The sequence below is a fragment of the Methylobacterium sp. J-077 genome (assembly GCF_022829365.1).
In the GTDB taxonomy this organism is placed as follows: Bacteria; Pseudomonadota; Alphaproteobacteria; order Rhizobiales; family Beijerinckiaceae; genus Methylobacterium.
In genome coordinates, this window is record NZ_JAKSYJ010000078.1 from 103,488 (window position 1) to 128,727 (window position 25,240).

28 protein-coding genes are annotated in these 25,240 nt (G+C 69.2%); 6 read left to right on the top strand and 22 right to left on the bottom strand.

Features of this window, described 5'->3' with window-relative positions; genetic code table 11:
• Positions 1-2: 2 nt before the first annotated feature.
• Positions 3-830: a YdcF family protein gene (locus MKL11_RS05500; protein ID WP_243941022.1), complete on the top strand. Its 828-nt coding sequence runs from the start codon at positions 3-5 to the stop codon at positions 828-830.
• Here MKL11_RS05500 and MKL11_RS05505 read toward each other — a convergent pair.
• From MKL11_RS05505 to MKL11_RS05545, 10 genes are all read right to left on the bottom strand, one after another.
• Positions 767-1,075, bottom strand: a complete 309-nt coding sequence (locus tag MKL11_RS05505; RefSeq protein ID WP_243941024.1) for a DUF3253 domain-containing protein — start codon at positions 1,073-1,075, stop codon at positions 767-769. The genes MKL11_RS05500 and MKL11_RS05505 overlap by 64 nt on opposite strands.
• On the bottom strand, positions 1,072-1,833 hold the full coding sequence (locus tag MKL11_RS05510; protein ID WP_243941026.1) for a DUF599 domain-containing protein: 762 nt from the start codon (positions 1,831-1,833) through the stop codon (positions 1,072-1,074). Before MKL11_RS05510 ends, MKL11_RS05505 begins: the two co-directional genes overlap by 4 nt.
• A 104-nt stretch (positions 1,834-1,937) precedes the next feature.
• The gene (locus MKL11_RS05515; RefSeq protein ID WP_243941028.1) at positions 1,938-2,222 is read right to left on the bottom strand and encodes an acylphosphatase; all 285 of its coding nucleotides are present in this window, start codon (positions 2,220-2,222) and stop codon (positions 1,938-1,940) included.
• A 66-nt stretch (positions 2,223-2,288) separates the two neighbouring features.
• Positions 2,289-3,137 (bottom strand): formate/nitrite transporter family protein, encoded by an 849-nt coding sequence (locus MKL11_RS05520; RefSeq protein WP_243941030.1) that lies wholly within the window; start codon positions 3,135-3,137, stop codon positions 2,289-2,291.
• Positions 3,138-3,280: 143 nt separating this feature from the next.
• Positions 3,281-3,712, bottom strand: coding sequence for a gamma-glutamylcyclotransferase family protein (locus MKL11_RS05525; RefSeq protein ID WP_243941032.1), 432 nt, complete (start codon positions 3,710-3,712; stop codon positions 3,281-3,283).
• 30 nt (positions 3,713-3,742) lie between these two features.
• On the bottom strand, positions 3,743-3,865 hold the full coding sequence (locus tag MKL11_RS33015) for a hypothetical protein (RefSeq protein WP_279600280.1): 123 nt from the start codon (positions 3,863-3,865) through the stop codon (positions 3,743-3,745).
• Positions 3,862-4,092: a hypothetical protein gene (locus tag MKL11_RS05530; RefSeq protein ID WP_243941034.1), complete on the bottom strand. Its 231-nt coding sequence runs from the start codon at positions 4,090-4,092 to the stop codon at positions 3,862-3,864. The genes MKL11_RS33015 and MKL11_RS05530 overlap by 4 nt, the downstream gene beginning before the upstream one ends.
• A 24-nt stretch (positions 4,093-4,116) precedes the next feature.
• On the bottom strand, positions 4,117-6,120 hold the full coding sequence (locus MKL11_RS05535) for an acetyl/propionyl/methylcrotonyl-CoA carboxylase subunit alpha (RefSeq protein WP_243941036.1): 2,004 nt from the start codon (positions 6,118-6,120) through the stop codon (positions 4,117-4,119).
• Between the two features lie 100 nt (positions 6,121-6,220).
• Complete coding sequence (locus MKL11_RS05540; RefSeq protein WP_243941037.1) at positions 6,221-6,661, bottom strand: hypothetical protein; 441 nt, start codon at positions 6,659-6,661, stop codon at positions 6,221-6,223.
• Between the two features lie 162 nt (positions 6,662-6,823).
• Positions 6,824-7,402 (bottom strand): L,D-transpeptidase, encoded by a 579-nt coding sequence (locus tag MKL11_RS05545; protein ID WP_243941039.1) that lies wholly within the window; start codon positions 7,400-7,402, stop codon positions 6,824-6,826.
• 182 nt (positions 7,403-7,584) lie between these two features.
• On the opposite strand from MKL11_RS05545, the gene MKL11_RS05550 reads away from it, so the two are divergent.
• Entirely contained in the window at positions 7,585-8,514 is a 930-nt protein-coding gene (locus MKL11_RS05550; RefSeq protein WP_243941041.1) for a histone deacetylase family protein, read from the top strand.
• Between the two features lie 160 nt (positions 8,515-8,674).
• The gene (locus MKL11_RS05555) at positions 8,675-9,292 is read left to right on the top strand and encodes a LysE family translocator (protein ID WP_243941043.1); all 618 of its coding nucleotides are present in this window, start codon (positions 8,675-8,677) and stop codon (positions 9,290-9,292) included.
• Between the two features lie 4 nt (positions 9,293-9,296).
• Here MKL11_RS05555 and ribB read toward each other — a convergent pair whose 3' ends face one another.
• The 5 genes from ribB to MKL11_RS05580 all read right to left on the bottom strand — a co-directional run bounded on the left by ribB (position 9,297) and on the right by MKL11_RS05580 (position 14,627).
• A complete protein-coding gene (gene ribB, locus MKL11_RS05560) occupies positions 9,297-10,373 on the bottom strand; it encodes a 3,4-dihydroxy-2-butanone-4-phosphate synthase (RefSeq protein ID WP_243941045.1) in 1,077 nt (358 codons plus the stop codon).
• Between the two features lie 156 nt (positions 10,374-10,529).
• Positions 10,530-11,627, bottom strand: coding sequence for a chorismate synthase (gene aroC, locus MKL11_RS05565; RefSeq protein ID WP_243941047.1), 1,098 nt, complete (start codon positions 11,625-11,627; stop codon positions 10,530-10,532).
• Positions 11,628-11,730: 103 nt separating this feature from the next.
• On the bottom strand, positions 11,731-12,324 hold the full coding sequence (locus tag MKL11_RS05570; RefSeq protein WP_243941049.1) for a DUF3578 domain-containing protein: 594 nt from the start codon (positions 12,322-12,324) through the stop codon (positions 11,731-11,733).
• Positions 12,325-12,326: 2 nt separating this feature from the next.
• A complete protein-coding gene (locus tag MKL11_RS05575) occupies positions 12,327-13,418 on the bottom strand; it encodes a catalase family protein (protein WP_243941051.1) in 1,092 nt (363 codons plus the stop codon).
• A gap of 69 nt (positions 13,419-13,487) precedes the next feature.
• Positions 13,488-14,627: an anhydro-N-acetylmuramic acid kinase gene (locus MKL11_RS05580; RefSeq protein ID WP_243941053.1), complete on the bottom strand. Its 1,140-nt coding sequence runs from the start codon at positions 14,625-14,627 to the stop codon at positions 13,488-13,490.
• 124 nt (positions 14,628-14,751) lie between these two features.
• Between MKL11_RS05580 and tyrS the strand changes: the two genes are divergently transcribed.
• The gene (tyrS, locus tag MKL11_RS05585; RefSeq protein ID WP_243941055.1) at positions 14,752-16,023 is read left to right on the top strand and encodes a tyrosine--tRNA ligase; all 1,272 of its coding nucleotides are present in this window, start codon (positions 14,752-14,754) and stop codon (positions 16,021-16,023) included.
• Positions 16,024-16,158: 135 nt separating this feature from the next.
• Here tyrS and tatC read toward each other — a convergent pair whose 3' ends face one another.
• The 6 genes from tatC to argS all read right to left on the bottom strand — a co-directional run bounded on the left by tatC (position 16,159) and on the right by argS (position 22,692).
• On the bottom strand, positions 16,159-16,959 hold the full coding sequence (tatC, locus tag MKL11_RS05590) for a twin-arginine translocase subunit TatC (RefSeq protein WP_243941057.1): 801 nt from the start codon (positions 16,957-16,959) through the stop codon (positions 16,159-16,161).
• Positions 16,956-17,549: a Sec-independent protein translocase protein TatB gene (gene tatB / locus MKL11_RS05595; RefSeq protein WP_243941059.1), complete on the bottom strand. Its 594-nt coding sequence runs from the start codon at positions 17,547-17,549 to the stop codon at positions 16,956-16,958. The genes tatC and tatB overlap by 4 nt, the downstream gene beginning before the upstream one ends.
• 102 nt (positions 17,550-17,651) lie before the next feature.
• The gene (locus MKL11_RS05600; RefSeq protein WP_243941061.1) at positions 17,652-17,924 is read right to left on the bottom strand and encodes a twin-arginine translocase TatA/TatE family subunit; all 273 of its coding nucleotides are present in this window, start codon (positions 17,922-17,924) and stop codon (positions 17,652-17,654) included.
• Positions 17,925-18,121: 197 nt separating this feature from the next.
• A complete protein-coding gene (gene nagZ, locus MKL11_RS05605; protein WP_243941063.1) occupies positions 18,122-19,129 on the bottom strand; it encodes a beta-N-acetylhexosaminidase in 1,008 nt (335 codons plus the stop codon).
• A gap of 409 nt (positions 19,130-19,538) precedes the next feature.
• Positions 19,539-20,891 carry an SPOR domain-containing protein gene (locus MKL11_RS05610; protein ID WP_243941065.1) on the bottom strand — a complete coding sequence of 451 codons (1,353 nt, stop codon included), beginning with the start codon at positions 20,889-20,891 and terminating at the stop codon, positions 19,539-19,541.
• A gap of 49 nt (positions 20,892-20,940) precedes the next feature.
• Complete coding sequence (gene argS, locus MKL11_RS05615; protein WP_243941067.1) at positions 20,941-22,692, bottom strand: arginine--tRNA ligase; 1,752 nt, start codon at positions 22,690-22,692, stop codon at positions 20,941-20,943.
• A 291-nt stretch (positions 22,693-22,983) separates the two neighbouring features.
• Between argS and MKL11_RS05620 the strand changes: the two genes are divergently transcribed.
• The gene (locus MKL11_RS05620) at positions 22,984-23,403 is read left to right on the top strand and encodes a hypothetical protein (protein WP_243941069.1); all 420 of its coding nucleotides are present in this window, start codon (positions 22,984-22,986) and stop codon (positions 23,401-23,403) included.
• Positions 23,404-23,427: 24 nt separating this feature from the next.
• Here the strand turns inward: MKL11_RS05620 and MKL11_RS05625 are convergent, their stop codons facing one another.
• On the bottom strand, positions 23,428-24,675 hold the full coding sequence (locus MKL11_RS05625) for a deoxyguanosinetriphosphate triphosphohydrolase (RefSeq protein ID WP_243941071.1): 1,248 nt from the start codon (positions 24,673-24,675) through the stop codon (positions 23,428-23,430).
• 154 nt (positions 24,676-24,829) lie between these two features.
• Between MKL11_RS05625 and MKL11_RS05630 the strand changes: the two genes are divergently transcribed.
• The gene (locus MKL11_RS05630; protein ID WP_147856233.1) at positions 24,830-25,156 is read left to right on the top strand and encodes a HesB/IscA family protein; all 327 of its coding nucleotides are present in this window, start codon (positions 24,830-24,832) and stop codon (positions 25,154-25,156) included.
• The last annotated feature ends 84 nt before the right edge of the window (positions 25,157-25,240 follow it).

Below are 25,240 nucleotides of genomic sequence, written 5' to 3' on the forward strand. Positions count from 1 at the left end.
GCGTGTTCTTCACGCTCTCGAAGGTGATCTACTTCCTGATCACCCCGTCGAACTTCTTCATCTTCTCGGCACTGGCCGGGCTGCTGTTGCTGGCCGCGACGCGCCTGCGCCGCCTCGGTTTCGGGCTGGCCGGTTTCGGCCTGCTCGGGCTTGCGCTCGGCGGCTTGGCGCCCGTGTCGGAGATCGCCCTGCTGCCCCTGGAGCAGCGCTTCGAGCCCTACCCGACAGACGGGCCGGCCCCGGTGGGGATCATCGTGCTCGGCGGCGGCATCGAGGCTGGTTTGTCCGAGTCACGCGATCAGGTCATTGTCAACGATGCCGGCGAGCGGCCGATCTATTTCGCCGACCTGGCCAGACGTTTCCCCAAGGCCCGGTTGGTCTTCTCGGGCGGAAGCGGCTTCGTCGGCGGCGGCATCGCGGAGGCCGACATCGTCAGCCGCCAAGCCGACGTCATCGGTCTGCCGCGAACGCGGCTGATCCTGGAGAACCGCTCCCGCAACACCTACGAGAATGCGCTCTTCTCGGCCGCCCTGGTCCAGCCGAAGCCGGGCGAGCGCTGGCTGCTGGTCACATCCGCCTGGCACATGCCCCGGGCAGTCGGATGCTTCCGGCAGGCCGGCTTCACGGTCGATGCTTACCCTGTCGATTACCGGACCCGCGGCTGGGGCGACATCGCACGGTTCCACGGCTTCGCCTCCGACGGGCTGCTGCAGCTCGATCTGGCCGTGAAGGAATGGATCGGCCTCGTGGCCTACCGGCTCGCCGGCTACACGCCGGATTGGCTGCCTGGGCCCGAGCCGGCGGCCTCACCCGGCAGCGCCAGCCGGTAGATCCCGCGGAAATCGTCCGGGTCGACCGGCTTGCCCTTGCGCAGGATCGCGACCCGGCCGGCATGGGCGAGCCGCACCGCGACCCGCCGCACCGGCTGCATCAGAGGTCCCCATCCATCCGGATGCGGGCCGCCCAAAGCGCGGGCGACCTCGGACGGGCAGATGGTCTTGCCGGCCCCGCGCTCGGCCACGAGGCCCAGCAGGGTCTCCTCGATCGCCGCCTCGTCCGCCTTGTTCGTGGTCATGTCCGTGCCTCCTCGGCGGGGGCCAGGAGCGGACCCTCGTGCGGCCCTTCACCGGCCTCCAGCAGCGCCTTGCGGATCTCCGAGGCGAACTGTCGACGCCACATGATGACGACGACGGCCGTTGTCGAGGCGATCAGCACATACGGGCTGATGAACCAGCCGAGATAGGCGAGCGCGAAGAAGAACGCCCGCTGCCCGCGGGCGAAGTGCCGGCCGGCACTCACGTTCATCGCCGCGACCCGGCGGACGGCGCGCAGCATCTCCGTTTCGCTCGCGCCCGAGCCCTTCGGCGGCACGGCGCCGAGCAGGATCGCCGCGTAATTGAACAGTCGGTAAGACCAGGCGAATTTGAAGAAGGCGTAGACGAACACCAGAGCCAGACCGGCGACCTTCAGCTCCCAGGTGGTGCGGTTCACAACGGTCCCGAACGGCAGCGTCGCGAACAGGTTGAGCACGTCGTCGCCGGAGCGCGACAGGGTCAGCACCGATCCGAGCGCGATCAGCGAGGTGGAGGCGAAGAAGGCGGTCCCGTTCTGCAGCGAGGCGTTGATCTGCGTGTCGACCACCCGGTTGTCGCGGCCGATGACCTGCCGGGCCCAGTTGGAGCGGTGGACGTTCATGATCTGGCTGAGGGAAACCATCCGTCCGCGCAGGCGACCCACCGAGAGGCCGTACGCCACCCAGGCCAGGATAAAATACGCCAGCGCCCCGATATCGAGGGGCGAGAAGGCGGCGCTGCCTGTGGTCAGGTCGGTCATGATCTCGGGAGCGGCCAGCGGCGGGAAGCGGCCCGTGGGCCTTACCAGTCCTGCCCTCGCGACAGAACCCGCCCGAATTGTCTTCCGGTAACGGTCCGACGGGATCAGCCCCGCAGGATTTCGAAGCGGTCCGATGCCGGCGGATCGCCGCCCTCCTGCACGGTGACGTCGGAAACACGGGCGCCGGGCGGGCCCGACCAGCACTGGGCCACGACCTGATCGACGGCCTCCGGCGGCCCGCTGAACACGGCCTCGACGGAGCCGTCGTCACGGTTGCGCACGAAGCCCGACAGGCCGCGGGAGCGCGCCTCGGCTTGGGTCCAGGCCCGGTAGGACACGCCCTGGACGCGCCCCTTGACGATCACGGAAACGGTGCGCGTCGCGCTCATCGGATCGGCACCGCCTCGAAACAGGCCCGCGCCGAGGCGCGGGCCGTCAAGCCTCACTCGCAAGCCTCACTCGGCCGCCATCGGGCGACGGACACCGGCGCCCACGGGGGCCGAGCGCGTCTGGCCGGTGCGGACGTGGGTCGAGTAGAGCATCAGGCCGGTGAAGGCGAGGCCGCCGACGATGTTGCCGAGCAGTGTCGGGATCTCGTTCCACAGCAGGTAATCCATGACGGTCAGGTGGCCGCCCATCAGGATCGCCGACGGGAACAGGAACATGTTCACGACCGAGTGCTCGAAGGTCATGAAGAAGAACACCGTGATCGGCATCCACATGGCGATCACCTTGCCAGGCACCGAGGTGGACAGCATCGCGCCGATGACGCCGGTGGAGACCATCCAGTTGCACATCATGGCGCGCACGAAGAGGGTGAGCATGCCGGCGGCGCCGTACTTCTCGTAGCCGAGGGTGCGCGCCTCGCCGATGCCGGCGATCGCCTTGCCGACCGCGTTCGGCTCGGTAGCGAAGCCGAAGGTGAAGACGATCGCCATCATCAAGGCGGTGGTGAGCGCGCCGGCGAAGTTGCCGAAGAACACCAGCGCCCAGTTGCGGGCGACACCGGCCACGGTGACGCCCGGGCGCTTGTCGATCAGGGCGAGCGGCGTGAGCACGCAGACGCCGGTGAACAGGTCGTAGCCCAGCAGGTACAGCATCGAGAAGCCGACCGGGAACAGCAGCGCCCCGACCAGCGGCTGGCCGGTGGTCTGGTTGATGGTCACCGCGAAGGCGGCGGCCAGCGCCAGGATCGCGCCGGCCATATAGGCCCGGATGAAGGTGTCTTTGGTGGCCATGAAGACCTTCGATTCACCGGCATCGACGGCCTTCTTCACGAAATCGGCGGGCGCCAGATAGGACATGCGAACCTCTCCCCGCACGCGGCCGCCGATCGCCGTTGACCGAAGGGCACGCTGCGCAATCACGACAGCTGGCCGGGGCTCATGGTGTTGGTGTCGCCCCGGTCGATCGCGAGCAAGCAGGTTGCGTACCAGTTGCCGGCGGTTCAGGCGGGCGGGCCGCGCATCCAACGACCGATTTCGCGGATATAGGCGGGTGGTAGTTGGACGGCGTGCGCGGCCGCCACCACGGCGTCGAGGTAGCCCGGCCGCGGCCGGCCAGGCGCTGCGGACCGGCCGAGATAGATCAGGGCGCGCTTGACCCCGCGGGCGGTGGTCACGGGCAGCGTCGCCTTGGCGTAGAGGCCGCCGGCGACGCCCTCGTAGCGATCCAGCGCCGGTATGTCGTCGAGTGCCAGCTCCCACAGGACGCCGTGGACGGCGCGGGCGGGATCCCGCACCACCGAGGCATAGCCCTCGCGCATGATGATGAACCGGTGCCCCGGCAGCCGCCCACCGCCGATCAGCCGCGAGACCGGGCAGCGCAGCGCCATCGCGGCGGCATCCATGTTCGCGCCGTAGGCGAAGTAGAGGGGCATGCAGCTACAATTAGCGGCCGCGCCGGTGACTCACTTCCCGGAATTGCGCTCGTCGCGCTGAATGGACCATTCGTTTGCACGCATCGCCGCGTAGGCGACGATGATGGCCACCGCCGGGATCACGAATGTGACGAAAAGCCAGTCGGCGCTCATGGCTTGATCCCCCGCAGAATCTGCCTCACCGTCCAATGTAGTACGAAACCGGTGCAAAGCCAGGCGAAGGCGAAGACTACGTTCTCAACGCGCTGGATAACGCCCGCTGGCCCACCGAAGCTCACTGCGACCACCGGCGTCACAAAGCCGATCACGACGAAGGAGACCGCCACGTTGTTGATGGCGGTCGCCAACAGCTTCGTCTGCTCGTTGGATGCGGCAGTCATGACGACGCGGGGGCGAAAGAACCTTCAAGCAAACTCCAGGATCACCGCGTCGACCGCAAGGCTGTCGCCTTCCTTGGCGTGGATCTTTGCGACCGTCGCGTCGCGCTCGGCGCGGAGCATGTTCTCCATCTTCATCGCCTCGACCACCGCGATCGGCTCGCCGTTCTTCACCTCCTGGCCCTCGGTCACCAGGATCTGCTTCACGAGACCCGGCATCGGGCAGAGCACCTGCTTGCCCGAGCCGGCCTGCTCCTTGACCGGCATCAGGGCGGCGAGCTCGGCCTCGCGGCGGGTGAAGACCCGGGCCTCGGCCGCCGCGCCGGCATGCTGCAGGAACACGCCGTTCAGCAGGCCGCGCACCTGGATGGCGACGCGCTCGGAGCCGATCGTGCCGATCCAGACCGGCTCGCCCGGGCGCCACGCGCTCGCCACCGTCAGCGCCGTGCCGTCGTCCCGGGTGACGGTCAGGTCCTCGCCCTCGGGCTCGATGGTCACGGGATAGGATTGGCCGGCCAGGATCACGACGCGGTCGCGCTCGAAGGCGAACAGGCCGGGCGCGCGCATCTGCCCGGAGATCCCGCGCTTGCGCTGGTTGAGCTTGTGATCGATCGCCGCCGCCGCGGCCATCATCCGGATCGCCACCGCACCCGCGGGCTCCGGGGCGACGAAGCCGTTCGGGAACTCCTCGGCGATGAAGCCGGTGGAGAGCTCGCCCGCCTGCCAGCGCGGATGGGCCATCAGCGCCGAGAGGAACGGGATGTTGTGGCGGATGCCGTCGATCGCGAAGGCGTCCAGCGCGTCGCCCTGCGCGGTGATCGCCTCGGCGCGGGTCGGCGCCCAGGTCACCAGCTTGGCGATCATCGGATCGTAGTGGATCGCGATCTCGCCGCCCTCCTCCACGCCGGTATCGTTGCGCACGATCGCGGTGCCCTGCCGGCCCTCCTCGGGCGGCCGGTAGGTGGTGAGCCGGCCGATCGAGGGCAGGAAGTTGCGGGTCGGGTCCTCGGCGTAGACACGGCTCTCCACCGCCCAGCCGTCGAGCTTCACCTGCTCCTGCGTCAGCGGCAGCGTCTCGCCGGCCGCGACCCGAATCATCAGCTCGACGAGGTCGAGGCCGGTGATCATCTCGGTGACCGGATGCTCGACCTGGAGCCGGGTGTTCATCTCGAGGAAGTAGAACGACTTGTCCTGGCCGGCGACGAACTCCACCGTCCCGGCGGAATCGTAGTTCACCGCCTTGGCCAGGGCGACCGCCTGCTCGCCCATCTTCCGGCGGGTCTCGGGATCGAGCAGCGGCGACGGCGCCTCCTCGATCACCTTCTGATTGCGGCGCTGGATCGAGCACTCGCGCTCGCCGAGATAGATCACGTGGCCGTGCTTATCGCCGATCACCTGGATCTCGATATGCCGCGGGTCGGTGATGAACTTCTCCACGAACACGCGGTCGTCGCCGAAGGACGAGGACGCCTCCGACTTGGCGCGGGCGAAGCCCTCCGCGACCTCGCCTGAGGAATGGGCGATGCGCATGCCCTTGCCGCCGCCGCCGGCCGAGGCCTTGATCATCACCGGGTAGCCGATGCCGTCGGCGATCTCGACGGCGTGCTCGGGGCTCTCGATCACGCCGAGGAAGCCCGGGACGGTGGAGACGTTGGCGGCCGCGGCCGCCTTCTTGGATTCGATCTTGTCGCCCATGGCGGCGATGGCGCCGGGATTGGGGCCGATGAACACGATGCCGGCGGCTTCCAGCGCCTTCGGGAAGGCCTCGCGCTCGGACAGGAAGCCGTAGCCGGGATGGACCGCCTGGGCGCCGGTCTGGCGGCAGGCCTCGACGATCTTCTCGATGACCAGATAGGACTGCGCCGCGGCTGCGGGGCCGATATGGACCGCCTCGTCGGCCATGGCGACGTGGACCGCGTCGCGGTCGGCGTCCGAATAGACCGCGACCGTCCTGATGCCCATCTTCCGGGCGGTCTTGATGACCCGGCAGGCGATCTCGCCCCGGTTGGCGATCAGGATCTTATCGAACATCGCTGGCGCATCGCTTTCGAGATCGCCGGATTGCACACCGGCTTGACTGTCCCGATAGATCAGTTGCGCCGAAGACGGAAGCTGCGCGTTGGTCTGAGGGTCAAGCCGCCAACGCGAAGGTGATGCGCGGAGCCGGGTTCGCCTCGCGGGTCCAGCGGTTGGCATCCAGCGCGAAGGCCATCAGGGCCTCGGCGCTGCCCTGCGCCTCGCGAACGATCTCCATGGCGATCCGGGCGCCGACCGGGCTCGGGCCGTCGCGGCCGGTGAGCGAGCCGGCGAGCCAGGCGGCGACCTCGCGGTCGATATAGCCGGTCGGGCGCAGGCCCCACACGGCGAAGTCGACCACCGACGCGACCAGGAAGTCCGCGAAGGCGTCGGAGGCGATCACCGCCCGCTCCAGGGCGATCAGCATGTCGGCCTCGTCGCGGCTCATGATCCCCTCCGGCAGGACCTCGCGCTTGAGGACCAGGAGGTCCTCGTCGCTGATCGTGCCGGTGGAAACGGCATGGTTGCAGAACTGTTGAACGGAGATCATGGTCATGGCTGCCTGCTCCTCCGACCTTTGCTGTGGTCGGTGCTTGTCCCGGTGTGATGTGAACTTACGGGACGGCACCCCTGCCGGAAGTTAACGGCAAGATCTGAACGGAAGTTCAGGTAAACACGGACCGAGCAAGCAGGCTTATTGGGACGTTGACCCTTTGCGTTACCGGACGATGACCGTGGCCCCCACGGGCACGCGGTTGAACAGGTCCACCACGTCGATGTTGCGCATGCGGATGCAGCCCGAGGAGACCGCTCGCCCGATCTTCTCCGGCTCGTTGGTGCCGTGGATCCGGTAGAGCGTGTCCTTGCCGTGATCCGACAGGTAGAGGGCGCGGGCGCCGAGCGGGTTCATCGGGCCGCCCTGCATCGCGTGGACGTGCGGCCAGCGCTTGATCATCTCGGCCGGCGGATTCCAGGCCGGCCATTCCGCCTTGCGGTCGACCGTGGCGGTGCCGGTCCAGCCATAGGCCTCGTCGCCCACCGACACGCCGTAGCGGATCGCCTTGCCGTCCGGCAGGACGAGGTAGAGCTGGCGCTCCTTGGTCTCCACGACGATCGTGCCCGGGGGCTGCCCGGTCGGATCGCTGACCTGATAGCGGGCGAAGAGCGGGTCGAGCTCGGCCTCGGGGACGAGCGCCATGAACTCCGTATCGCGGGCCGAGACTTTCGGGTCCGGCACGGCTTTGAAGGTGCAGCCCGCGAGCAGCATGGCGCAAGCGATGAACGGAATGGTGCGCATGCGGCTTTCCTCGGACAGCTTCCGGAGCTCGGGCGTACCGCCCGGTCGAGTCTCGTCCCGCGGAAGATTTGATCAACTATAACCAGGGCGGGCACCCCGCCGTAGTCCGCGCGTTCCGCCCATGGCACATTGCCGGCTCCTGTTGCAGGCGCGCGACAGGACCGCATCCGGGAGCGACCGTCGTGACCACCCTCTACGTGAGCCATCCCGCGAGTTTCGACCACGAAGTGCCGGAGGGGCATCCGGAGCGGCCGGCGCGGATGCGGGCGATCGAGCGCGCCCTGGAAGACGAGCGCTTCGTGGGTCTGGTGCGGGTGGCGGCGCCGCGTGCGGATGTCGAGGTCGCCACGCTGGCGCATCCCCGGGACTACGTCGACGCGCTGGTCGCCGCCGTGCCGGAGCACGGGATGGTCGGGATCGATGCCGACACGATCCTGTCTCCCGGCAGCCTGGAAGCGACTCTGAGGGCGATCGGGGGGGCGACCCACGCCCTCGACGCGGTCATGGCCGGCGAGTGCCGCAACGCCTTCGTGGCGATGCGCCCGCCCGGCCACCACGCCGAGCGGACCCGGTCCATGGGCTTCTGCCTGTTCAACCACGCCGCCATCGCGGCCCGCTATGCGCGGGAGAAGCACGGCGCCGAGCGGGTCGCCCTGGTCGATTGGGACGTCCATCATGGCAACGGCAGCCAGGACATCTTCTGGGACGATGCGAGCGTGCTCTATTGCTCCACGCACCAGATGCCGCTGTTCCCGGGCAGCGGCGCCGCCTCGGAGCGCGGCGAGAAGGACACGATCGTCAACGTGCCGCTGCGGCCCAACGACGACGGCGAGGTCTTTCGCGAGGCGTTCGAGGCCGGCATCCTGTCACGGCTGGAAACGTTTCGGCCCGACGTGATCGTGATCTCGGCGGGATTCGACGCCCACCGCCTCGACCCTCTGGCGAATCTCCGGCTGGAAGCGGAGGATTTCGGCTGGGCGACCCGCAAGCTGATGGATCTGGCCGAGCGCTGCGCCGGCGGCCGGATCGTCTCGGTGCTGGAGGGCGGCTACAGCCTGGAGGGGCTTTCCAAATCCGTCTCCGCCCATGTGGACGCACTGATGGGGCGGTGACGGCGCGCGTTCGATTTGGTTTGCAGACGCCGCGATCCGCGGCATGATCGGCCGACTCGGGAACGATCGGACTCATGCTGTCGTCAAAGCGCCTCGCCCCGCCTGGGCCGATGCTTGTCGGTGAACGGGCGGCCCCATCGGCCCGTTCGGAGAGCGATCGATGACCCTCACCGGTTTCCTGACCTACGCGCTGGCGCTTGGCGTTGCCGCCGCCGTACCCGGCCCCGGCGTGGTCGCCCTGGTCGCCCGGGCGCTCAGCTCGGGTTTCCGGGCTGCCATGGCGTTTTCCGTGGGGTTGATCCTGGGCGATCTGACCTTCCTGTCCGCGGCGGTGTTCGGCTTGGCCCTGATCGCGGAGACGCTGGGCGAGGTTTTTCTGGTCGTCCGGCTCTGCGCCGGCCTGTATCTCGCCTATCTGGCGGTCCGGCTCTGGCGCTCGGCCGGGCAGACCGACCGGATCGAGGACGGCCCGGCCGACCGCTCGCTCGCGAGCTTCGTGGCCGGGATCACCATCACCCTGGCCAACCCCAAGACGATCGTCTTCTATCTTGCCGTGCTGCCCACGCTCGTCGACCTCCGCGCCGTGACGGCTGGCGACTACGCCACCCTCGTCGGCCTCACCGCCTCGGTGCTCGTGATGGTGATGACGGCTTATGCCGCCCTGGCGTCGCGGGCACGGGATTCGCTGCGGAAACCCGTCTTCCGTGCCCGGCTGAACCGGAGCGCGGCCGCCATCATGGCCGGCGCCGCGGTCTGGACCGTCGCGCGCCGGGCCTGAGGGTTCAGCCCTCCAGCGGCTCATCACCCAGAAGTTCGATGCCGAAGCCCGACAGGCCGACATAGGAGCGGGCCGAAGTAGCGAGGTTGCGGATCGAGACCACGCCGAGATCGCGCAGGATCTGGGCGCCGAGGCCAACCTCGCGCCACTGGCGGGCGCGCTGGGCCTCCGTGCCCTCCTCGGTGACGCTCTTCATCGGGACGCCCGCGGTGCCGTCGCGCAGGTAGACCAGCACCCCGCGGCCCGCAGAGGCGAAGCGCTTGAGCACCGCGTCGATCTGCTTGCCGCCGCCGATCACGTCGGCGGCGACGTTGGAGCGGTGCAGCCGCACCAGAACGTCCCGGCCGTCGCCGATCTCGCCCATCACGAAGGCGAATTGCTGGATCGTCTCGAACGGGGTCGAGAACGCGTAGGCGGTTACCTCGCCGTGGCTGGACTGGACGGTGAAATGCCCGACCCGCTCGACCAGCCGGTCGCGGGCTTGGCGATAGGCGATCAGGTCGGCCACCGAGACGCGCTTCAGCCCGTGCGTCTCCGAGAAGGCCTCGATCTGCGGCCCCTTCATCACGGTGCCGTCGTCGTTGGCAAGTTCGCAGATCACGCCGACCGGCGGCAGCTCGGCGAGCTTGCACAGGTCGACCGCGGCCTCGGTATGGCCCGAGCGCATCAGCACGCCGCCGTTGCGGGCGATCAGCGGGAAGACGTGGCCGGGGCGCACGAAATCGCCGGCGCCCATGTTGCCGTTGGCGAGCGCTCGCACCGTGTTGCAGCGCTGCTCCGCGGAGATGCCGGTTGTCAGCCCGTGCTTCACGTCGACCGTGACCGTGAAGGCGGTGCCGAGCGGCGCATCGTTCGAGGCCACCATCGGGTCGAGGTGCAGCCGCCGCGCCTCGTCCTGTGTGATCGGCGCGCAGACGATGCCGCAGGTGTTGCGGATGATGAACGCCATCTTCTCCGGCGTGCAGAGCGACGCGGCGACGACGAGGTCGCCCTCGTTCTCGCGATCGTCGTCGTCGGTGACGACCACGATCTCGCCGCGGGCGAAGGCCGCGATGGCCTCTGTGACGGTGCAATGGGGCACGGATCGCTCTCTCGTCTCGTGTCTCCCCCCACATGGTGAGGAAAAGACCGGATCGCGCGCGCCGGACAGAAGAGCGGTCCGGCGCGCGCGAGCCTGTGAAAAGTCCGGGTTCGGAGCTTAGCCGATCGCGGCGCGATCGAGCACGGCTCCGATGGGTCAGGCCGCTCCCACCTGCCCGCGATGGCGTAGATAGTGATCGGCCAGCACGCAGGCCATCATGGCCTCCGCCACCGGCACGGCGCGGATGCCGACGCAGGGATCGTGGCGCCCCTTGGTGATGAGATCCACTTCCACGCCGTCCAGGGTCACCGAGCGGCGCGGGGTCAGGATCGATGAGGTCGGCTTCACGGCGAAGCGCACGACCACCGGCTCGCCGTTTGAGATGCCGCCGAGGATGCCGCCCGCATGGTTGGCGAGGAAGCGCGGACGCCCGCCATTGCCGGCCCGCATCTCGTCGGCATTGTCCTCGCCGCGCAGGGCCGCGGCGGCGAACCCGTCGCCGATCTCCACGCCCTTCACGGCGTTGATCGACATCATCGCGGCGGCGAGATCGGCGTCCAGCTTGCCGTAGACCGGGGCGCCGAGGCCCGGCGGCACGCCCTCGGCCACCACCTCGATCACCGCGCCGACGGAGGAGCCGTCCTTGCGGATCGCGTCGAGATAAGTCTCGTACAGGGCGGCCGCCTCGGCATCCGGGCAGAAGAACGGGTTGTTGCCGACTTCAGCCCAGTCCCAGCGCGACCGGTCGATGGCGTGCGGCCCCATCTGCACCAGGGCCGCGCGGATGGTGATGCCCGGGATCACCTTGCGCGCCACGGCGCCGGCGGCGACCCGCGCCGCGGTCTCCCGGGCCGAGGACCGGCCGCCGCCGCGATAGTCGCGGATGCCATATTTGGCGTCGTAGGTGTAGTCGGCGTGGCCGGGCCGGTAGCTGTCGCGGATCTCGGAATAGTCCTTCGAGCGCTGATCGGTGTTCTCGATCATCAGGGCGATCGGCGTGCCGGTGGTGAACTGGCGTCCGCCGGTGCGGTCGTCGGAAAACACCCCCGACAGGATCTTCACCTGGTCGGGCTCGCGGCGCTGGGTGGTGAAGCGCGACTGGCCGGGCTTGCGCCGGTCGAGCTCCGCCTGGATCTCCTTGGCCTCCAGCGCCAGCCCGGGCGGACAGCCATCGACCACGCAGCCGAGCGCGATCCCGTGGCTCTCGCCGAAGGTCGTGACGCGGAACAGGTGGCCGAACGAATTGTGAGACATGACGCGGCCCGTCTAGCGCGGGAGCGCCGGAGGCACAAACGGCGGTGATGCATCTCAGCGTTCCCGAGTATCGCGCGTCGGGTAGCCGCGAATGTCGTGCCTCTCAAATTGCCAGTCCACCCCGCGCCTTGAGCGCCCGATAGGCCGCCACCCCGACCCCGAGATCGGCCCGCAAACGGCGCTCGTCGCCGAGATCGGCGAGGTCGTAGGTGAGGCCGAGGATGTGCGCGGCCTCGTAGCCCTCCGGCAATTCGCCCGCGCTGCCGAGGGTGATCGACCGGTTCGGCAGCCTATCGGCGAAGTCCGAGAGCCGAGCCCGCAGCGCATCGCCGCTGGCGCGCAGATAGGCTTCCGCTTGAGGCCCGTGCTCGCGGATCGCGGCCACCGTCCCCTGCGCCAGCGACAGGTGGACGACCTGGCGATGCGCCGGGAACAGGTAGACGAGGTAGTAGCCCTGTGTCGCGCTGGTGGTGATTGCCGGATCGAACACAGCCACCCAGGGCACGGCTGCCCAGCGTGTGCCGCGTCCGGGGCTGCCCTTCACCAGGAACGGTCCGTCGATCGGTTCGAGGGCGGCGCGCAGCTCGTCCGGCGCGCCGCGCCGGATCACCGCCGCCACGGGATGCCCGGCCGGCGGATCGAGCCGGGCCAGCGGGTATTCCTCGACGATCCGGCGCAGGGCGTGGCCGAGGCTCACCCTTACGCCGGGACCTGCTCGATGGCGGTCGGCTCCGTCTCGGGCGTCCGGTTTCGGCCGTGGCGGAAGCTGGAGAGCGCCTGATAGGTCTTGAGCCGTGCCCGCATCAGCGAACCGAGCGGGCGGTGCGCCGCGAGGCTGTGGGCCGGCCGGAAGGACAGGACGTCGTCGGCGTAGCGGTTCCGCGCCTCCGATCGGGAATCCTGGGCCGGCAGGACCAGGCGCGCGACGGTGCGATAGGGACTCGCGGTCTCGTCCCAGCGCTTCGAGGCATCCTCCACCGGCATGTCGTTGAGGTTCGTGCAGAGCTGCGCGCGGATCTCGAAGATTGCGGCGTCGCCCGCGAAAAACGCCGTCACCGCGTGCCGGAACGCGTCCGGATCCTCGCCGGGGTGCAGTTTCTCGCCGGCGAGCGCCTCCTGTTTCGCGCCGGCCGGGAAGGCGGCGATCTTGGCGACATGGTCGCCGTAGCGCAGCGCGGCCTGCGAATAATACAGCTCGGCCAGCGGATGGAGCGGCTCGTGGCCGAAGAAGTCGAGGAGCGGCGAGCTCTCACCCGTCACCGCCTTCACCACCGTATCGAGGACCCGGGCGGTGCCCGAGACGACGGCCTTCACGGCTTCCGGCGCTTTTGTCCCAGCCTCGAGCTGCTTCATACTGCCCAGAAAACCCTTGGCATCCGGGTTCGGGAAGACCGGGCCGGTGGCGAGAACGAAATCCTGGGTCTCGGCGCCGTGACCGGGCAGCTTCTCGCCCTTGATACCCAGCACCTTGATCGCCATGCCCCGGTGGGTCGAGACGCTGTCCTTCAGCAACTCGCCCGGCCCCTGAGCGAAGCGGACGATCACCGGATAGGTGCCGCCCTTGGCGAACAGGCCCTGCTTCAGCTCGGGCGGGAGGTCGTCCGGCACCTGAAGCTCGCCGATGACCACGCCGGTGACCTTGGCGTGCGAGGCGCGCACCGCATGGCCGTAACGCGCCGCCGTCGTCTCGCTCTCGCGGGTCATCGACGCGATGATCGCGTCGATCGTCTCGTTCTCGTCCGGGGCCGGCGTTTCGATCCCGTCGTGGTAGCGCAGGTAGGTCTCGGTCAAGGTATGAATTCCGATCGCGATCTGATCGGGACCCAACCGCCGGGCCATCCCTGAGTTTCCCCGCCGCGATCAGGCATTCGGTCGCGCCAGCACCCCGCCGGTCATCGGCTCGCGCACCCCGGTGGTGGGCGGAAACGTGATCGGCAGGCCCCGGAGCGAGCGCACGGCGAGATACGCGAAGGCCTGCGCCTCCAGGTAGGCCGAGGACCAGCCGATGGCGTCCGCGGTCGTGATCTCGGCCCTCAGATGGTAGTTCAGCAGCCGCACCAGCTCGCCGTTGCGGGCGCCGCCCCCGGCGACGATCCAGCGGGTCGGGATCTCGGGGGCGTGGTCGAGCGCCCGGGCCACCGCCCGCGCCGTGAACGCGGTCAGCGTCGCGGCACCGTCCTCCGTCGAGAGCTGGCCGGCGAGCTTGTGCGAGAACCAGTTCCGGTCGAGTGATTTCGGCGGCCGGCGCAAGAAGAACGGGTGCATCAGCAGCCAGGCGAGCAAGGGCTCGTCGGCGCGTCCGCGGGCGGCGGTGCGGCCGCCATCGTCGAGGTTCTTGCCCTCGCGCTCCTGCATCCACTCGTCGATCAGGGCGTTGCCGGGGCCGGTATCGAAGGCGATCACGCCGCCCTTGGAATCGATCAGCGTCGCGTTGGCGACGCCGCCGATATTGAGGATGCCGAACGGGCCGTCGAAGCCCGACGCCTCGGCCAGCGCCTTGTGGAACACCGGCACCAGCGGCGCCCCCTGTCCGCCGGCCTCGATATCGGCCCGCCGCAGGTCCGAGACCACGGGGATGCCGAGCCGGGTGGCCAGCGCCTGCCCGTCGCCGATCTGGATGGAGATGCGCTGGTCCGGCCGGTGGATCACGGTCTGGCCGTGGAAGCCGATGACGTCGATGGACTCGGCGCTCAAGCCGTTCTCGGCGAGAAAACGCTCGACCGCCTCGGCATGAGCCTGGGTGACGAACGCCTCCGCCTCGGGCAGGCGTCCGGGCCGGTCGCCCGGATGGAGCACCGACTCCGCATCCTTGGTGGCCACCCGCAGGAGCGTCTTCTCCTCGTCGGTATAGCCGCGATACCCGGTCGGCCCCAGGGGCTCCAGGAAGTTGTTGTGGCCTCTGACGACGTGGACCCGCTCGCCGTCGGTCTCGATCAGCGCGATGTCGACGCCGTCCAGCGAGGTGCCGCTCATCAGCCCGATCGCGCGCATCATCGCCATTCCGCCCTGCCCCGTGCCTTTCGGTCAACGCCCTGCTAAGAGCGCGCCGTATCCTGAACCCCAGCGCGAGCTAGCACGCAGAGCCTCGGCCTGTCGCGCCGGCTCGCGATCCGAGACCGCAGCCATGAATGCCGAGAGCCTTGCGCCGCAATCCGACTTCCTGCGGATCCTGACCGAGCGCGGCTACATCCACCAGACCTCCGACCTCGCCGGGATCGACGCCGCCGCGCGCGAAGGGCGGCTCACGACCTATGTCGGCTACGATTGCACGGCGGCCTCGCTCCATGTCGGGCACCTGCTGTCGATCATGATGCTGCACTGGCTGCAGGCCACCGGGGGCAAGCCGATCGCCCTGATGGGCGGCGGCACCACCCGGGTCGGCGACCCGTCCGGCCGGGACGAGACCCGCAAGATCCTGACCGTCGAGCAGATCGACGCCAACAAGGCCGAGATCCGCAAGACCTTCGACCGGTTCCTGCGCTTCGGCGAGGGCGCGGGCGACGCCGTGATGGTCGACAACGCCGAGTGGCTGACCAAGCTCAACTACATCGAGATGCTGCGCGACATAGGCCGCCATTTCTCGGTGAACCGCATGCTGTCGATGGACAGCGTCCGCCTGCGCCTGGAGCGCGACCAGGAACTGTCGTTCCTGGAATTCAACTACATGATCCTGCAATCCTACGACTTCGTCGAGCTGAACCGCCGCTACGGCTGCATCCTGCAGATGGGCGGCTCGGACCAGTGGGGCAACATCGTCAACGGCATCGATCTGGGCCGGCGCATGGGCACGCCCCAGCTCTACGCCCTGACCTGCCCGCTGCTGACCACGTCCTCGGGTGCCAAGATGGGCAAGACCGCCGCCGGCGCGGTCTGGCTCAACCCCGACATGCTCAAGCCGTACGATTACTGGCAGTTCTGGCGCAACACCGAAGACGCGGACGTGGCCCGCTTCCTCAAGCTGTTCACGCTGCTGCCGATGGACGAGATCGCGCGGCTCGCGGCTTTGGCCGGCTCCGAGATCAATGCGGCCAAGACGGTGCTCGCCACCGAGGCCACGGCGCTGATGCATGGCCGCGAGGTCGCCGAGGCCGCCGCCGAGACCGCGCGGAAGACGTTCGTCGAAGGGACGCTGGCCGCGGATCTGCCGAGCCTCACCGTGCCGGCCGTGACCCTGGAAGCCGGGCTCGGCGTGCTCACCGCGTTCGGGCCGGAGATCGCCAAGCTCGTGCCCTCGACCAGCGAGGCGCGGCGCCAGATCAAGGGTGGGGGTCTGCGGGTCAACGATGTCGCGGTGACGGACGAGAAGGCGATGCTGACGCCGGCGGACCTGACCCAGGATGGCGTGATCAAGCTGTCCTTCGGCAAGAAGCGGCACGTGCTGTTGCGGACGGCGTAGCGCACGATCGGTTTTCCAAAGGGCCTCCGGCTCTTTGGCGGGGTTCGGGGCGCGCAGCCCCGATCTGCCAGGGCTCCGCTCTGGACCCGCAAAAGGTCCGAGACCTTTTGAAACCCGGACTTGTCGATCCGATCCCTACGGATCGAGCCCGTCCGCGACCCGCCGCGCTGCGCGCAGCTTCTCGACCCGGGCCACCGAGAACACCGACGCCTCGTAGAGGAGCAGCATCGGGATCGCCAGCGAGAGCTGCGAGATCACGTCCGGCGGCGTCAGCACTGCGGCCATCACGAAGACCAGGACGATCGCATAGCGGCGCTTCTCGCGCAGGAAGGCCGCGTCGATGATGCCGATCTGGCCGAGCAGGGTCAGGATCACCGGGAGCTGGAACGCGATGCCGAAGGCGAAGATCAGCGTCATGATCAGCGAGAGATACTCGTCGACCTTTGGCAGCAGCTTGATCGTCGGCTCACCCGCGACGCCGACCTGCTGCAGCGATACCGAGAATTTTATCAATAACGGCATTGCCAGGAAGAAGACGACCAGCGCGCCGAGAATGAAGAAGATCGGCGTCGCCACCAGGTAGGGCAGGAACGCTTTGCGCTCGTTGCGGTAGAGGCCGGGCGCCACGAAGGCGTAGATCTGCGTGGCGATCACCGGGAAGGCGAGGAACGCGGCGCCGAACACGCTGAGCTTGATGTTGGTGAAGACCTGTTCGAGGAAATGCGTCGCGATCAGCTCGGCATTCTGCACGCCTACGATCGAGACGTAGGGGTAGACCAGGATGTTGTAGATATCCCGCGAGAAGAAGAAGCAGCAGAAGAACATCACCACGAAGGCGATCAGCGACTTGATCAGCCGCGCACGCAATTCGATCAGGTGTTCGAGCAGCGGTGCCCGGGACGCTTCGATCTCGGCCTCGTCGGCGTCGCTGATCATCGGACGGCAGTGCCGTTCTTCGGGTCCATGGGGGCGTCGTGCGTGGGTTCAGGCTCGGGCGGCGGCCCATAGGGATCGTCGACCGAGCCGGGGATCGGGAGTGGCGTTTCCTCTGAGGCAGCGTGCTGAACCGGCTGCGAATGTGCTGCCGGCTCGGCAGCGGCCAGCTCCGGCTCGGCGCCGGCCGACGCGGTGGCCTCCTGCTCGGCCTTCAGCTGCGCCGTTGCGTCGGCCAGCGAGCGCACATCCGGCGCCGGCTTCTCGGGTCCGAGGGTTTCGGAGCCCTGCCGGGCGGCGACCCGGCCCTCGACCGCACCCTTCAACTCGTCCCGGATCGTCTGGACCGGGTTGAAGCCGGAACTCGCGGCACGAACGGTGTTGCGGATGCCGTCGACTTCCTTGCGAACCTCGTCGAGCTCGGCCTCGCGGATCGCCTCGTTGAACTGCATCTGAAACTCGCCGGCCATGCGGCGCAGCTTCGTGGTGATCTGCCCGACGGTGCGCAGCGCCTTCGGAAGATCCTTCGGCCCGATGACGATGAGGGCGACGCCGCCGATCAGCATCACCTCGCCCCAACTCATGTCCAGCATGTCGTCGACGGTCCTGCTGCCCTGGGATCCGGACCCGAGCCCGAACCCCGTCAGGCTCTACACGAGGGCGCGCGCCCTGATAGTCCCTAGATCGGCTTGCCCTCAGACCGGCTTGCGCTCGCCGCCCGGCAGATGGCTCGCGGGAATCGCGGTCCCGGGGCTGGTCTCGGCGGTGTGCGGGAGGGTGCGGACCGGCTCGCTCGGCGGCGGCACCGGCTGGCTCGCCGGAGGCGTCTCGTCCTCGGCCATGCCCTTCTTGAACGCCTTGATGCCCTTGGCGACGTCGCCCATCAGGTCGGAGACCTTGCCGCGTCCGAACAGCAGCATGACGATGACGGCAACGATGACCCAGTGCCAGATACTCATGCTGCCCATGGCAACCTCCTGCGTGCGTCGACCTGCCTGCGCCCACCTGTGGGTGCGTGACGCCACGACCGGTTGAAGATTTCCAGGCGAACCTAGGGATCGGACCGCCCGAACACAAGCAGAGGCGGGCGCAGGGGCGGTGGAAGGCCGCGGGTTGAAGCCTCGTCCCGACAGGCCGTTGCCGGCTTTCGGAGAACGATACTCCGTTAGGCCGCGGTGGCGAGCGCCGCTGCGAACCGGGCGCGCGCCTCGGGCACGTCGATTCCATCGTCAGCGCGGTCGAGGCGCGCCAAAGCGGCGGCGGCGCGCCGGGCGGCCTCGCCCGCCAGAGTCGGGGCGGCTTCGGCGACGGCGCGCATCTCATCCATCGCGCCGTTGCAATGCAGCCCGATATCGATCCCCGCCGCGAAGGCCGCCTGCGTCCGGTCGCGGAACGTGCCGGTGAGCGCGTGCATCGACAGGTCGTCGGTCATCAGGAGGCCGTCGAAGCCGATGGCGCCGCGGATCACGTCACGGATGACGGCGGCCGACTGCGTGGCCGGCCGATCCGGTTCGATCGCGGTGAAGACCACGTGCGCGCTCATCGCCATCGGCAGGTCGGCGAGCGCCTGGAACGGCCGGAAATCCTGGGCGGCCAGGGACTCAAGGGTCGCCTCGACCACCGGCAGGCCGTGATGGCTGTCGCAGGCGGCGCGGCCATGGCCGGGCATGTGCTTCATCACCGGCAGGACGCCGCCGGCGATCAGGCCCTCGGCCACGGCCCGGCCGATCTCGGCCACTGAATCCGGGTTCGAGCCGTAGGCCCGGTCGCCGATGATGTCGTGCGATCCCGGGGCCGGCACGTCGAGCACCGGCGCGCAATCGACGTTGATGCCGACCTCGGCCAGATCGTGCGCCATCAGGCGGGCGCCGAGCCGGGCGATCGCGGTGGCGCTGCCGTTCAGGCGTCCGTAGCGGCCGCCCGCCGGATAGGCCGGCCAGTGCGGCGGCCCCATCCGCTGGACCCGGCCGCCCTCCTGGTCGATCAGGATCGGCGCTGCGGCAGATCCCAGGCACGCGCGCAGCGACGCGGTCAGGGCGCGCACCTCGTCCGGCGTGCCGATGTTGCGCTTGAACAGGATGAAGCCCCAGGGCCGCACGTCCCGGAAGAAGGCGGCCTCCTCGGCGGAGAGCGTCTTGCCGGCGCAGCCGAGGATCAGGGCACGGGCGGTCATTCAAGCTTCTCGGTGGCCACGCGGGTGCGGCGGGGAAACGGCGGGTCCGGCGAATCGGTGCCGGCAGAGTCGGGCGGGAAAGGGGAGCCGGCAAGGCGAAACCGCGGGCCCGGCTCAGCTGAAGTGTAAAGGGGGACGGGGTGTTGCGGGAGGGACTCGCGTTTTACGTTGAAGCCCTCCGCCTCCCCGCTCTGTGCGATGTTCCCACAGCGCCCTGTGGAGGCCGAGACGCTTCCCCTCTCCCGTGCGGGAGAGGGTTGGGGTGAGGGATCAGGTTTCTCCGGAAAAGTCTCGCCCCTCACCCTGTCCCTCTCCCGCACGGGAGAGGGGATCCGAGCCTCATCCGCAGATTTTTAAATCCGGCAGCATGCTCGGGAGGGGGCGCCCCGGTTGCCCGGCTAACGCGGCCTCAGTTCTTCGCCACGAAGCACTGGCCGCCCTCGCCCTGCAGGGCGGTGCACAGGCTCGCGGCTTCATTCTTGGCCAGTGGCCCGACGCGGACGCGGAAGATCGTCTTGCCGTTGACCTCGGCCTGCCGGATCAGCTCGGGCTTGCCGGCGAGCTCGCTGTACTTGGCCTGCATCTGCTTGAGCGCGGCCTTGGCCTCGGCGGCGCTGCCGCGCACCCCGAGTTGGACCGAGAACCCGCCGACCGAGCCGGTCTTGACGGTGTCGTCGACGGCCTCCGGCGCCTCCGGGGCGGGCGCGGCCACGGACGCGACGCGCTGCACGGCCTTCGGCGGCTTCACGGCCACGGGTTTTGCCGGGGCGGCCTCGACCGGGGTGGGCGACGGCGGTGCCTGGACCGGTTCCGGCGCGGGCGGCGGCAGCGCCGCGGCGGCTTGGCGGCCGGGCCGGGCCTTCGGCTGCTGCGGCGGCTCGTCGGTCGGCAGCACCATGGTCGGGATCGGGGCCGGACCGGCGTCGGCCTGCGCCTCGCGCTGCACCGGCGCGGGCGGGGCTTCCGGCTTCACCGCCACGGTCCGGACCCGGCGCGGCTCGCCGAACGCCTCGAACGGGCCGTTGCCCGGCGTGGTGCCGCTCTGCGCGCCACCGGCGGGGCCGGTGCCCTGCGCCGCGCGGGCCGCCTCGGCCACGTCGATCGGCTGCTCCTCGCGGTTGACGATCTTGATCTGGCCGTCCTTCGCCTTGCCCTTGTTGTTGTCGTAGATCTGCCGGTTCTGGTCCGGGATCTCGACGCCGTCGGCGACCTTCGGGGCGACCTTGAGGGGCGTGGAATCGGCCTGGACGACGGGCACGCCGCCGCCGCTGCTCGAACCGTGAAGCCCCTTGTAGGTGAGCGCGCCCGTGACGGCGACCGCGACGATCGCGATGCCGGCCCCCACGGAGGCGAGGCGCCGTCGCGGGTTCACGCGACGCAGGGAGCGGCCGTCCTCGTACTCAGCGGCGCCGAGACCCTGCTCAGTCTCCGCGCCGTAAGCCACGGGCTCCTCGTGCGTGTCGCGCTCCACCGAGGCCAGGTATTGATCGAAGGCGTCGGCGGGGTTCGGCTTGGCCGGCTCGGGGGCGAAGCTCGGCTCGACCCGGCCATCCCAGGCGGCCTGCGGCTGCGCAGTGGCCGCGCCGCGCATCTCGTCCCGTACCGCCAGCAGCGCGCGGAACGGGTCGTCCTGCCCGACGATGCGGGCGAGCTCGGCCAGCGGGTCGGGCTTGGCGCCGCCCGCGGCGGCGCGGGCCTGATCCTGACGCAGATCGCGCGCGAGGGCGTCCAAATCGACCTGAGCGCGCGAAGCGTTCGTCATGGCAGCATCCTCACATCAGCGCCGATCACCGGCCCGATGGTCATCGAGCCTATCGCATCTCGTCCGGCGCGGTCACACCGAGAACCGCGAGGCCGGCCGCGAGGGTACTCCGGAGAGCCTCGACGAGCGCCAGCCGCGCCCAGGTCGACTTTCGATCGGTTGCATTAACAAACCGTAATTGCGGCAAGTCTTTGCCCTTGTTCCATAAAGTATGAAGCGCAGCGGCCATTTCATAGAGATGGAACGCGATTCTGTGCGGCTCGTGCGCGAGCGCCGCCGATTCCAGGACCCGCGGGTACTGGGCGATCAGCCGCATCACCTCGATCTCACCCGGATCGCTGAGAACACCGAACTCCGCCTCGCGCAGCAACGCTGGGGCGGACAGGTCCGCCCCCGGGAACGCCTCGCGCGCCTGCCGCTGCACCGAGCGGACCCGGGCATGGGCGTATTGCACGTAGAAGACCGGGTTGTCCTTCGACTGCTCGACCACCTTGGCCAGGTCGAAATCGAGGGTCGCGTCGTTCTTCCGGTAGAGCATCATGAACCGGATCGCGTCGCGGCCGACCTCGTCGATCACGTCGCGCAGGGTGACGAACTCGCCGGCCCGCTTCGACATCTTCACGGGCTCGCCCGCGCGCAACAGCCGCACCAGCTGGCAGAGCTTGACGTCCAGCGTCGCCTTGCCGTCGCTGACCGCCTTAACGGCTGCCTGCATCCGCTTGACGTAGCCGCCATGGTCGGCGCCGAGCACGTCGATCAGCTCGGTGGCGCCCGCGAGGTACTTCGCCCGGTGATAGGCGATGTCGGAGGCGAAGTAGGTGTAGGAGCCGTCCGACTTGAGCAGCGGCCGGTCGGTGTCGTCCCCGAATTCCTGGGTGCGGAACAGCGTCTGCTCGCGATCCTCCCAATCCTCGGGCAGCTGGCCCTTGGGCGGCGGCAGGCGGCCCTCGTAGACGAGACCTCTCTCGCGCAACTCCTGAAGCAGCGCCTTCACGGCCCCGCTCTGCTGGAGCGTCCGCTCGGAGAAGAACACGTCGTGCCTGATGCCGATCGCCTCCAGATCGGCGCGGATCATGTCCATCATCATGCCGAGCGCGACTTCGCGGACCACCGGCAGCCACGCGGCCTCCGCTTGGTCGAGGAGCGCGCGGCCATGCGTCTCGGCGAGCTTGGCGCCGACGGGCTTGAGGTAGTCGCCGGGATAGAGCCCCTCGGCGATGGCGAAGGGTTCGCCCAGTGCCTCTCGGTAGCGCTGGTAGGCCGAGCGGGCCAGCACATCGACCTGGGCACCCGCATCGTTGATGTAATATTCGCGCGTCACCTGCCGCCCGGCCGCGACCAGGAGATTGCACAGGGCATCGCCGAACACCGCGCCGCGGCCATGGCCGACATGCATCGGCCCGGTGGGATTGGCGGAGACGTACTCGACGTTGATCGGGCCGCCCTGCAGCTGCGCGCGGCCGAACCGCTCGGGATCCGCGAGCGCGCTGCGGATCACGTCGTGGAAGATCCCGGGCGCCAGGCGCAGGTTGATGAAGCCTGGGCCGGCGACGCTCGCCTCCAAGATCCGCGGATCGGCGCGCAGCTCCGCGGCCAGCGCCTCGCCGAGTGCCTTCGGGTTGGTCTTCGCTTCCTTCGCCAGGACTAGGGCGGCGTTGGTGGCGAGATCCCCGTGAGAAGAGTCGCGCGGCGGCTCGACGACGACGCGGCCGAGGTCGAGGCCCTCCGGCAGCTGGCCGGCGCGGGTCAGCGCCTCCACGGCCTCGCGCACGCGCGCCTCGAACAGGGCGAAGATGTTCATCGGTCTCGGTCTCGCTCGCGCGGGGGATGCTGCCGCCCGGCCGTCTCGGCCGGCGCCCGCACGAAGCCGTCTAGCAAGGGGGCGGGAGGGTGTCACGGCGGCTGCATGTCCGGGTCGGCCTGCGCCGCAAGCCGGCGTTAACCGCGCTATCGAAACGCATCGGCATTCGGTCGAACGCGCACAGTTTATCCCCACGCGATGACTACCGAAGCACCCGGGAGCATCTTGTCTTGGCCGGCGTGAATCTATGTGATCGATCCGATCGCAAAATTCTCGATCTCGGAGATCTTCATGAAGACCTTGATGATGGCGGGCGCGGCGCTCTGCGCGGTGGTCCTGGCGGTGCCCAGCGCCGAGGCCCGCGGCTTCCGGGGCGCCGGCTTCCATGGCGGTTACGGCGGCTATCACGGCGGCTTCGCCGGGCGCGGCGGTTACGGCCGCGGCTACGGCTATGGTCGCGGCTACGGATACCGCGGCGGCTATGGCCGCGGCCTCGGCTACGGTCTGGCGGGCGCCGGAATCGGCCTAGGTCTCGGGCTCGCGGCCGGCAGCCTCTATGGCGGCTATGGCTATGGCGGGGGCGGTTACGGCTATGGCTACCCGGCGGCCTATGGCGGCTACGATTACGCCTACCCGGCCGCCTACGGCGGCGGGTACGGCGGTTACGGATCCGGCTGCTACGGCAGCTTCACCTGCGGCTGCGGCTGCTGATCGCCCAAACCCCCTCGCCGGAGCTCACGGTTCGGTGAGGGGCAGGCCCCGGCTCGGCAATTCCCAGTACAGGTCGGGCGTCGTCGCGTAGAGCTTGCGGTGGGCCAACACCGCGTAGGTGTCGGTCATGCCGGCGATGTAGTCGGCGACCCGCCGGGCGATGCGGCCCTCGGAGGCGTCCGCCAGTCCGGAGCTCCATTCGTCCGGCATCCGCGACGGCGCAGCCGTGAAGGCCGAGAAGAGGTCGTTGACGATCGCGTCGGCTTTCTTGCGCACGGCCACCACGCCCGGGTGCCGGTACATCCGCGCCCACAGGAATCGCATGATCTCGGCATCGGCCGCCACGATGGCCGGCGAGAACGCGATGACCGGCTCGGCCGCGTGGCGGATGTCCTCCACGCTGCGTGGATCGAGCGCAGCGATCCGGCGGCCGCCCTCGCGGATCACGTCCTCCACGAAGCGCGTGATCACCCGCCGGGCGAGTTCGTGGATCACCCGGGACGGTTCGAGGCCCGGATGCAGCCGGTCGATCTCGTCGAGCAGATCGGCCAGGAACGGCACGGCGCGCAGGTGCGGAATCTCGAACAGGCCGGCGCGCAGGCCGTCGTCGAGATCGTGCGCCGCGTAGGCGATGTCGTCGGCGAGCGACGCCGCCTGTGCCTCCGGGCCGGCCTGGCTCCACAGGTCGAGCGGGTTCAGGGCATCGTATTCGAGGATCGCGGCCGGGATGCCGCGCTCGGCGTAGCGCGCGGTCGGCTGCCCGTCCCGGTCGAGCAGCGGCCCGTTGTGCTTGACCAGCCCCTCCAGGGTCTCCCAGGCGAGGTTGAGGCCGTCGAACCCGGCGTAGCGTCGCTCGAGCCGGGTGACGATCCGCAGGGCCTGGGCGTTGTGGTCGAACCCGCCATGGGCCGCCATGCAGGCGTCGAGCGCGTCCTCACCGGTATGGCCGAAGCAGGTGTGGCCGAGGTCGTGGCTCAGCGCCAAGGCCTCGGCCAGATCCTCGTCGAGCCCCAGAGCGCGGGCCAGCGCCCGGGCGATCTGGCTGACCTCCAGGGTATGGGTCAGGCGGGTGCGGTAATGGTCGCCCTCGTGATGCACGAAGACCTGGGTCTTGTGCTTCAGGCGCCGGAACGCCGTCGAATGGATGATCCGGTCCCGGTCGCGCTGGAAATCGCTGCGGGTCGGCGAGGATGCTTCGGCGATCAGCCGTCCGCGCGTCCGCGACGGATCCGTGGCGTAGGCCGCCCGCCAGCGCTCACCGTTCGGACGCACGGCGTCCGCTCTCGATCTCGCGCAGCCTATTCATGACCCCTCCCCGCCCGGCGCGTTGCGGCGCGGGCCTCGAACCCATATCTTGTGGGCCTAGGCGTGCTCGGCAACGGCCGGGTGACGCCATCCACCGGACACTTGCGTGGCCAAAGCACAGATGGCTGAGATCACCCTGACCCCCCGCGCCGCCAAGCGCATCAACGAGATCATGGGCGCGGAGCCTCCGGGCGCGTCGTTGCGCATCAGCGTCAACGGCGGCGGCTGCTCCGGTTTCTCCTACGCCTTCGACATCGCCCGGTCCCGGGAAGCGCAGGACGTGGCGATCGAGCGCGACGGCGCCACCGTGATCGTCGATCCGGTTTCGCTGGAATACATGTCTGGCTCGACCATCGATTTCGTGAACGACCTGATCGGCCAGTCCTTCAAGATCGAGAACCCATTGGCGACCGCCTCCTGCGGCTGCGGCACCTCGTTCTCGCTCTGATCGGCCGCGACGGCTTCCTCGTGTCGGAGCCGTTGCGCGTCTACGACACAGGAGCCGGCTCACAGCCTGCGCGCCCGGTGTGCG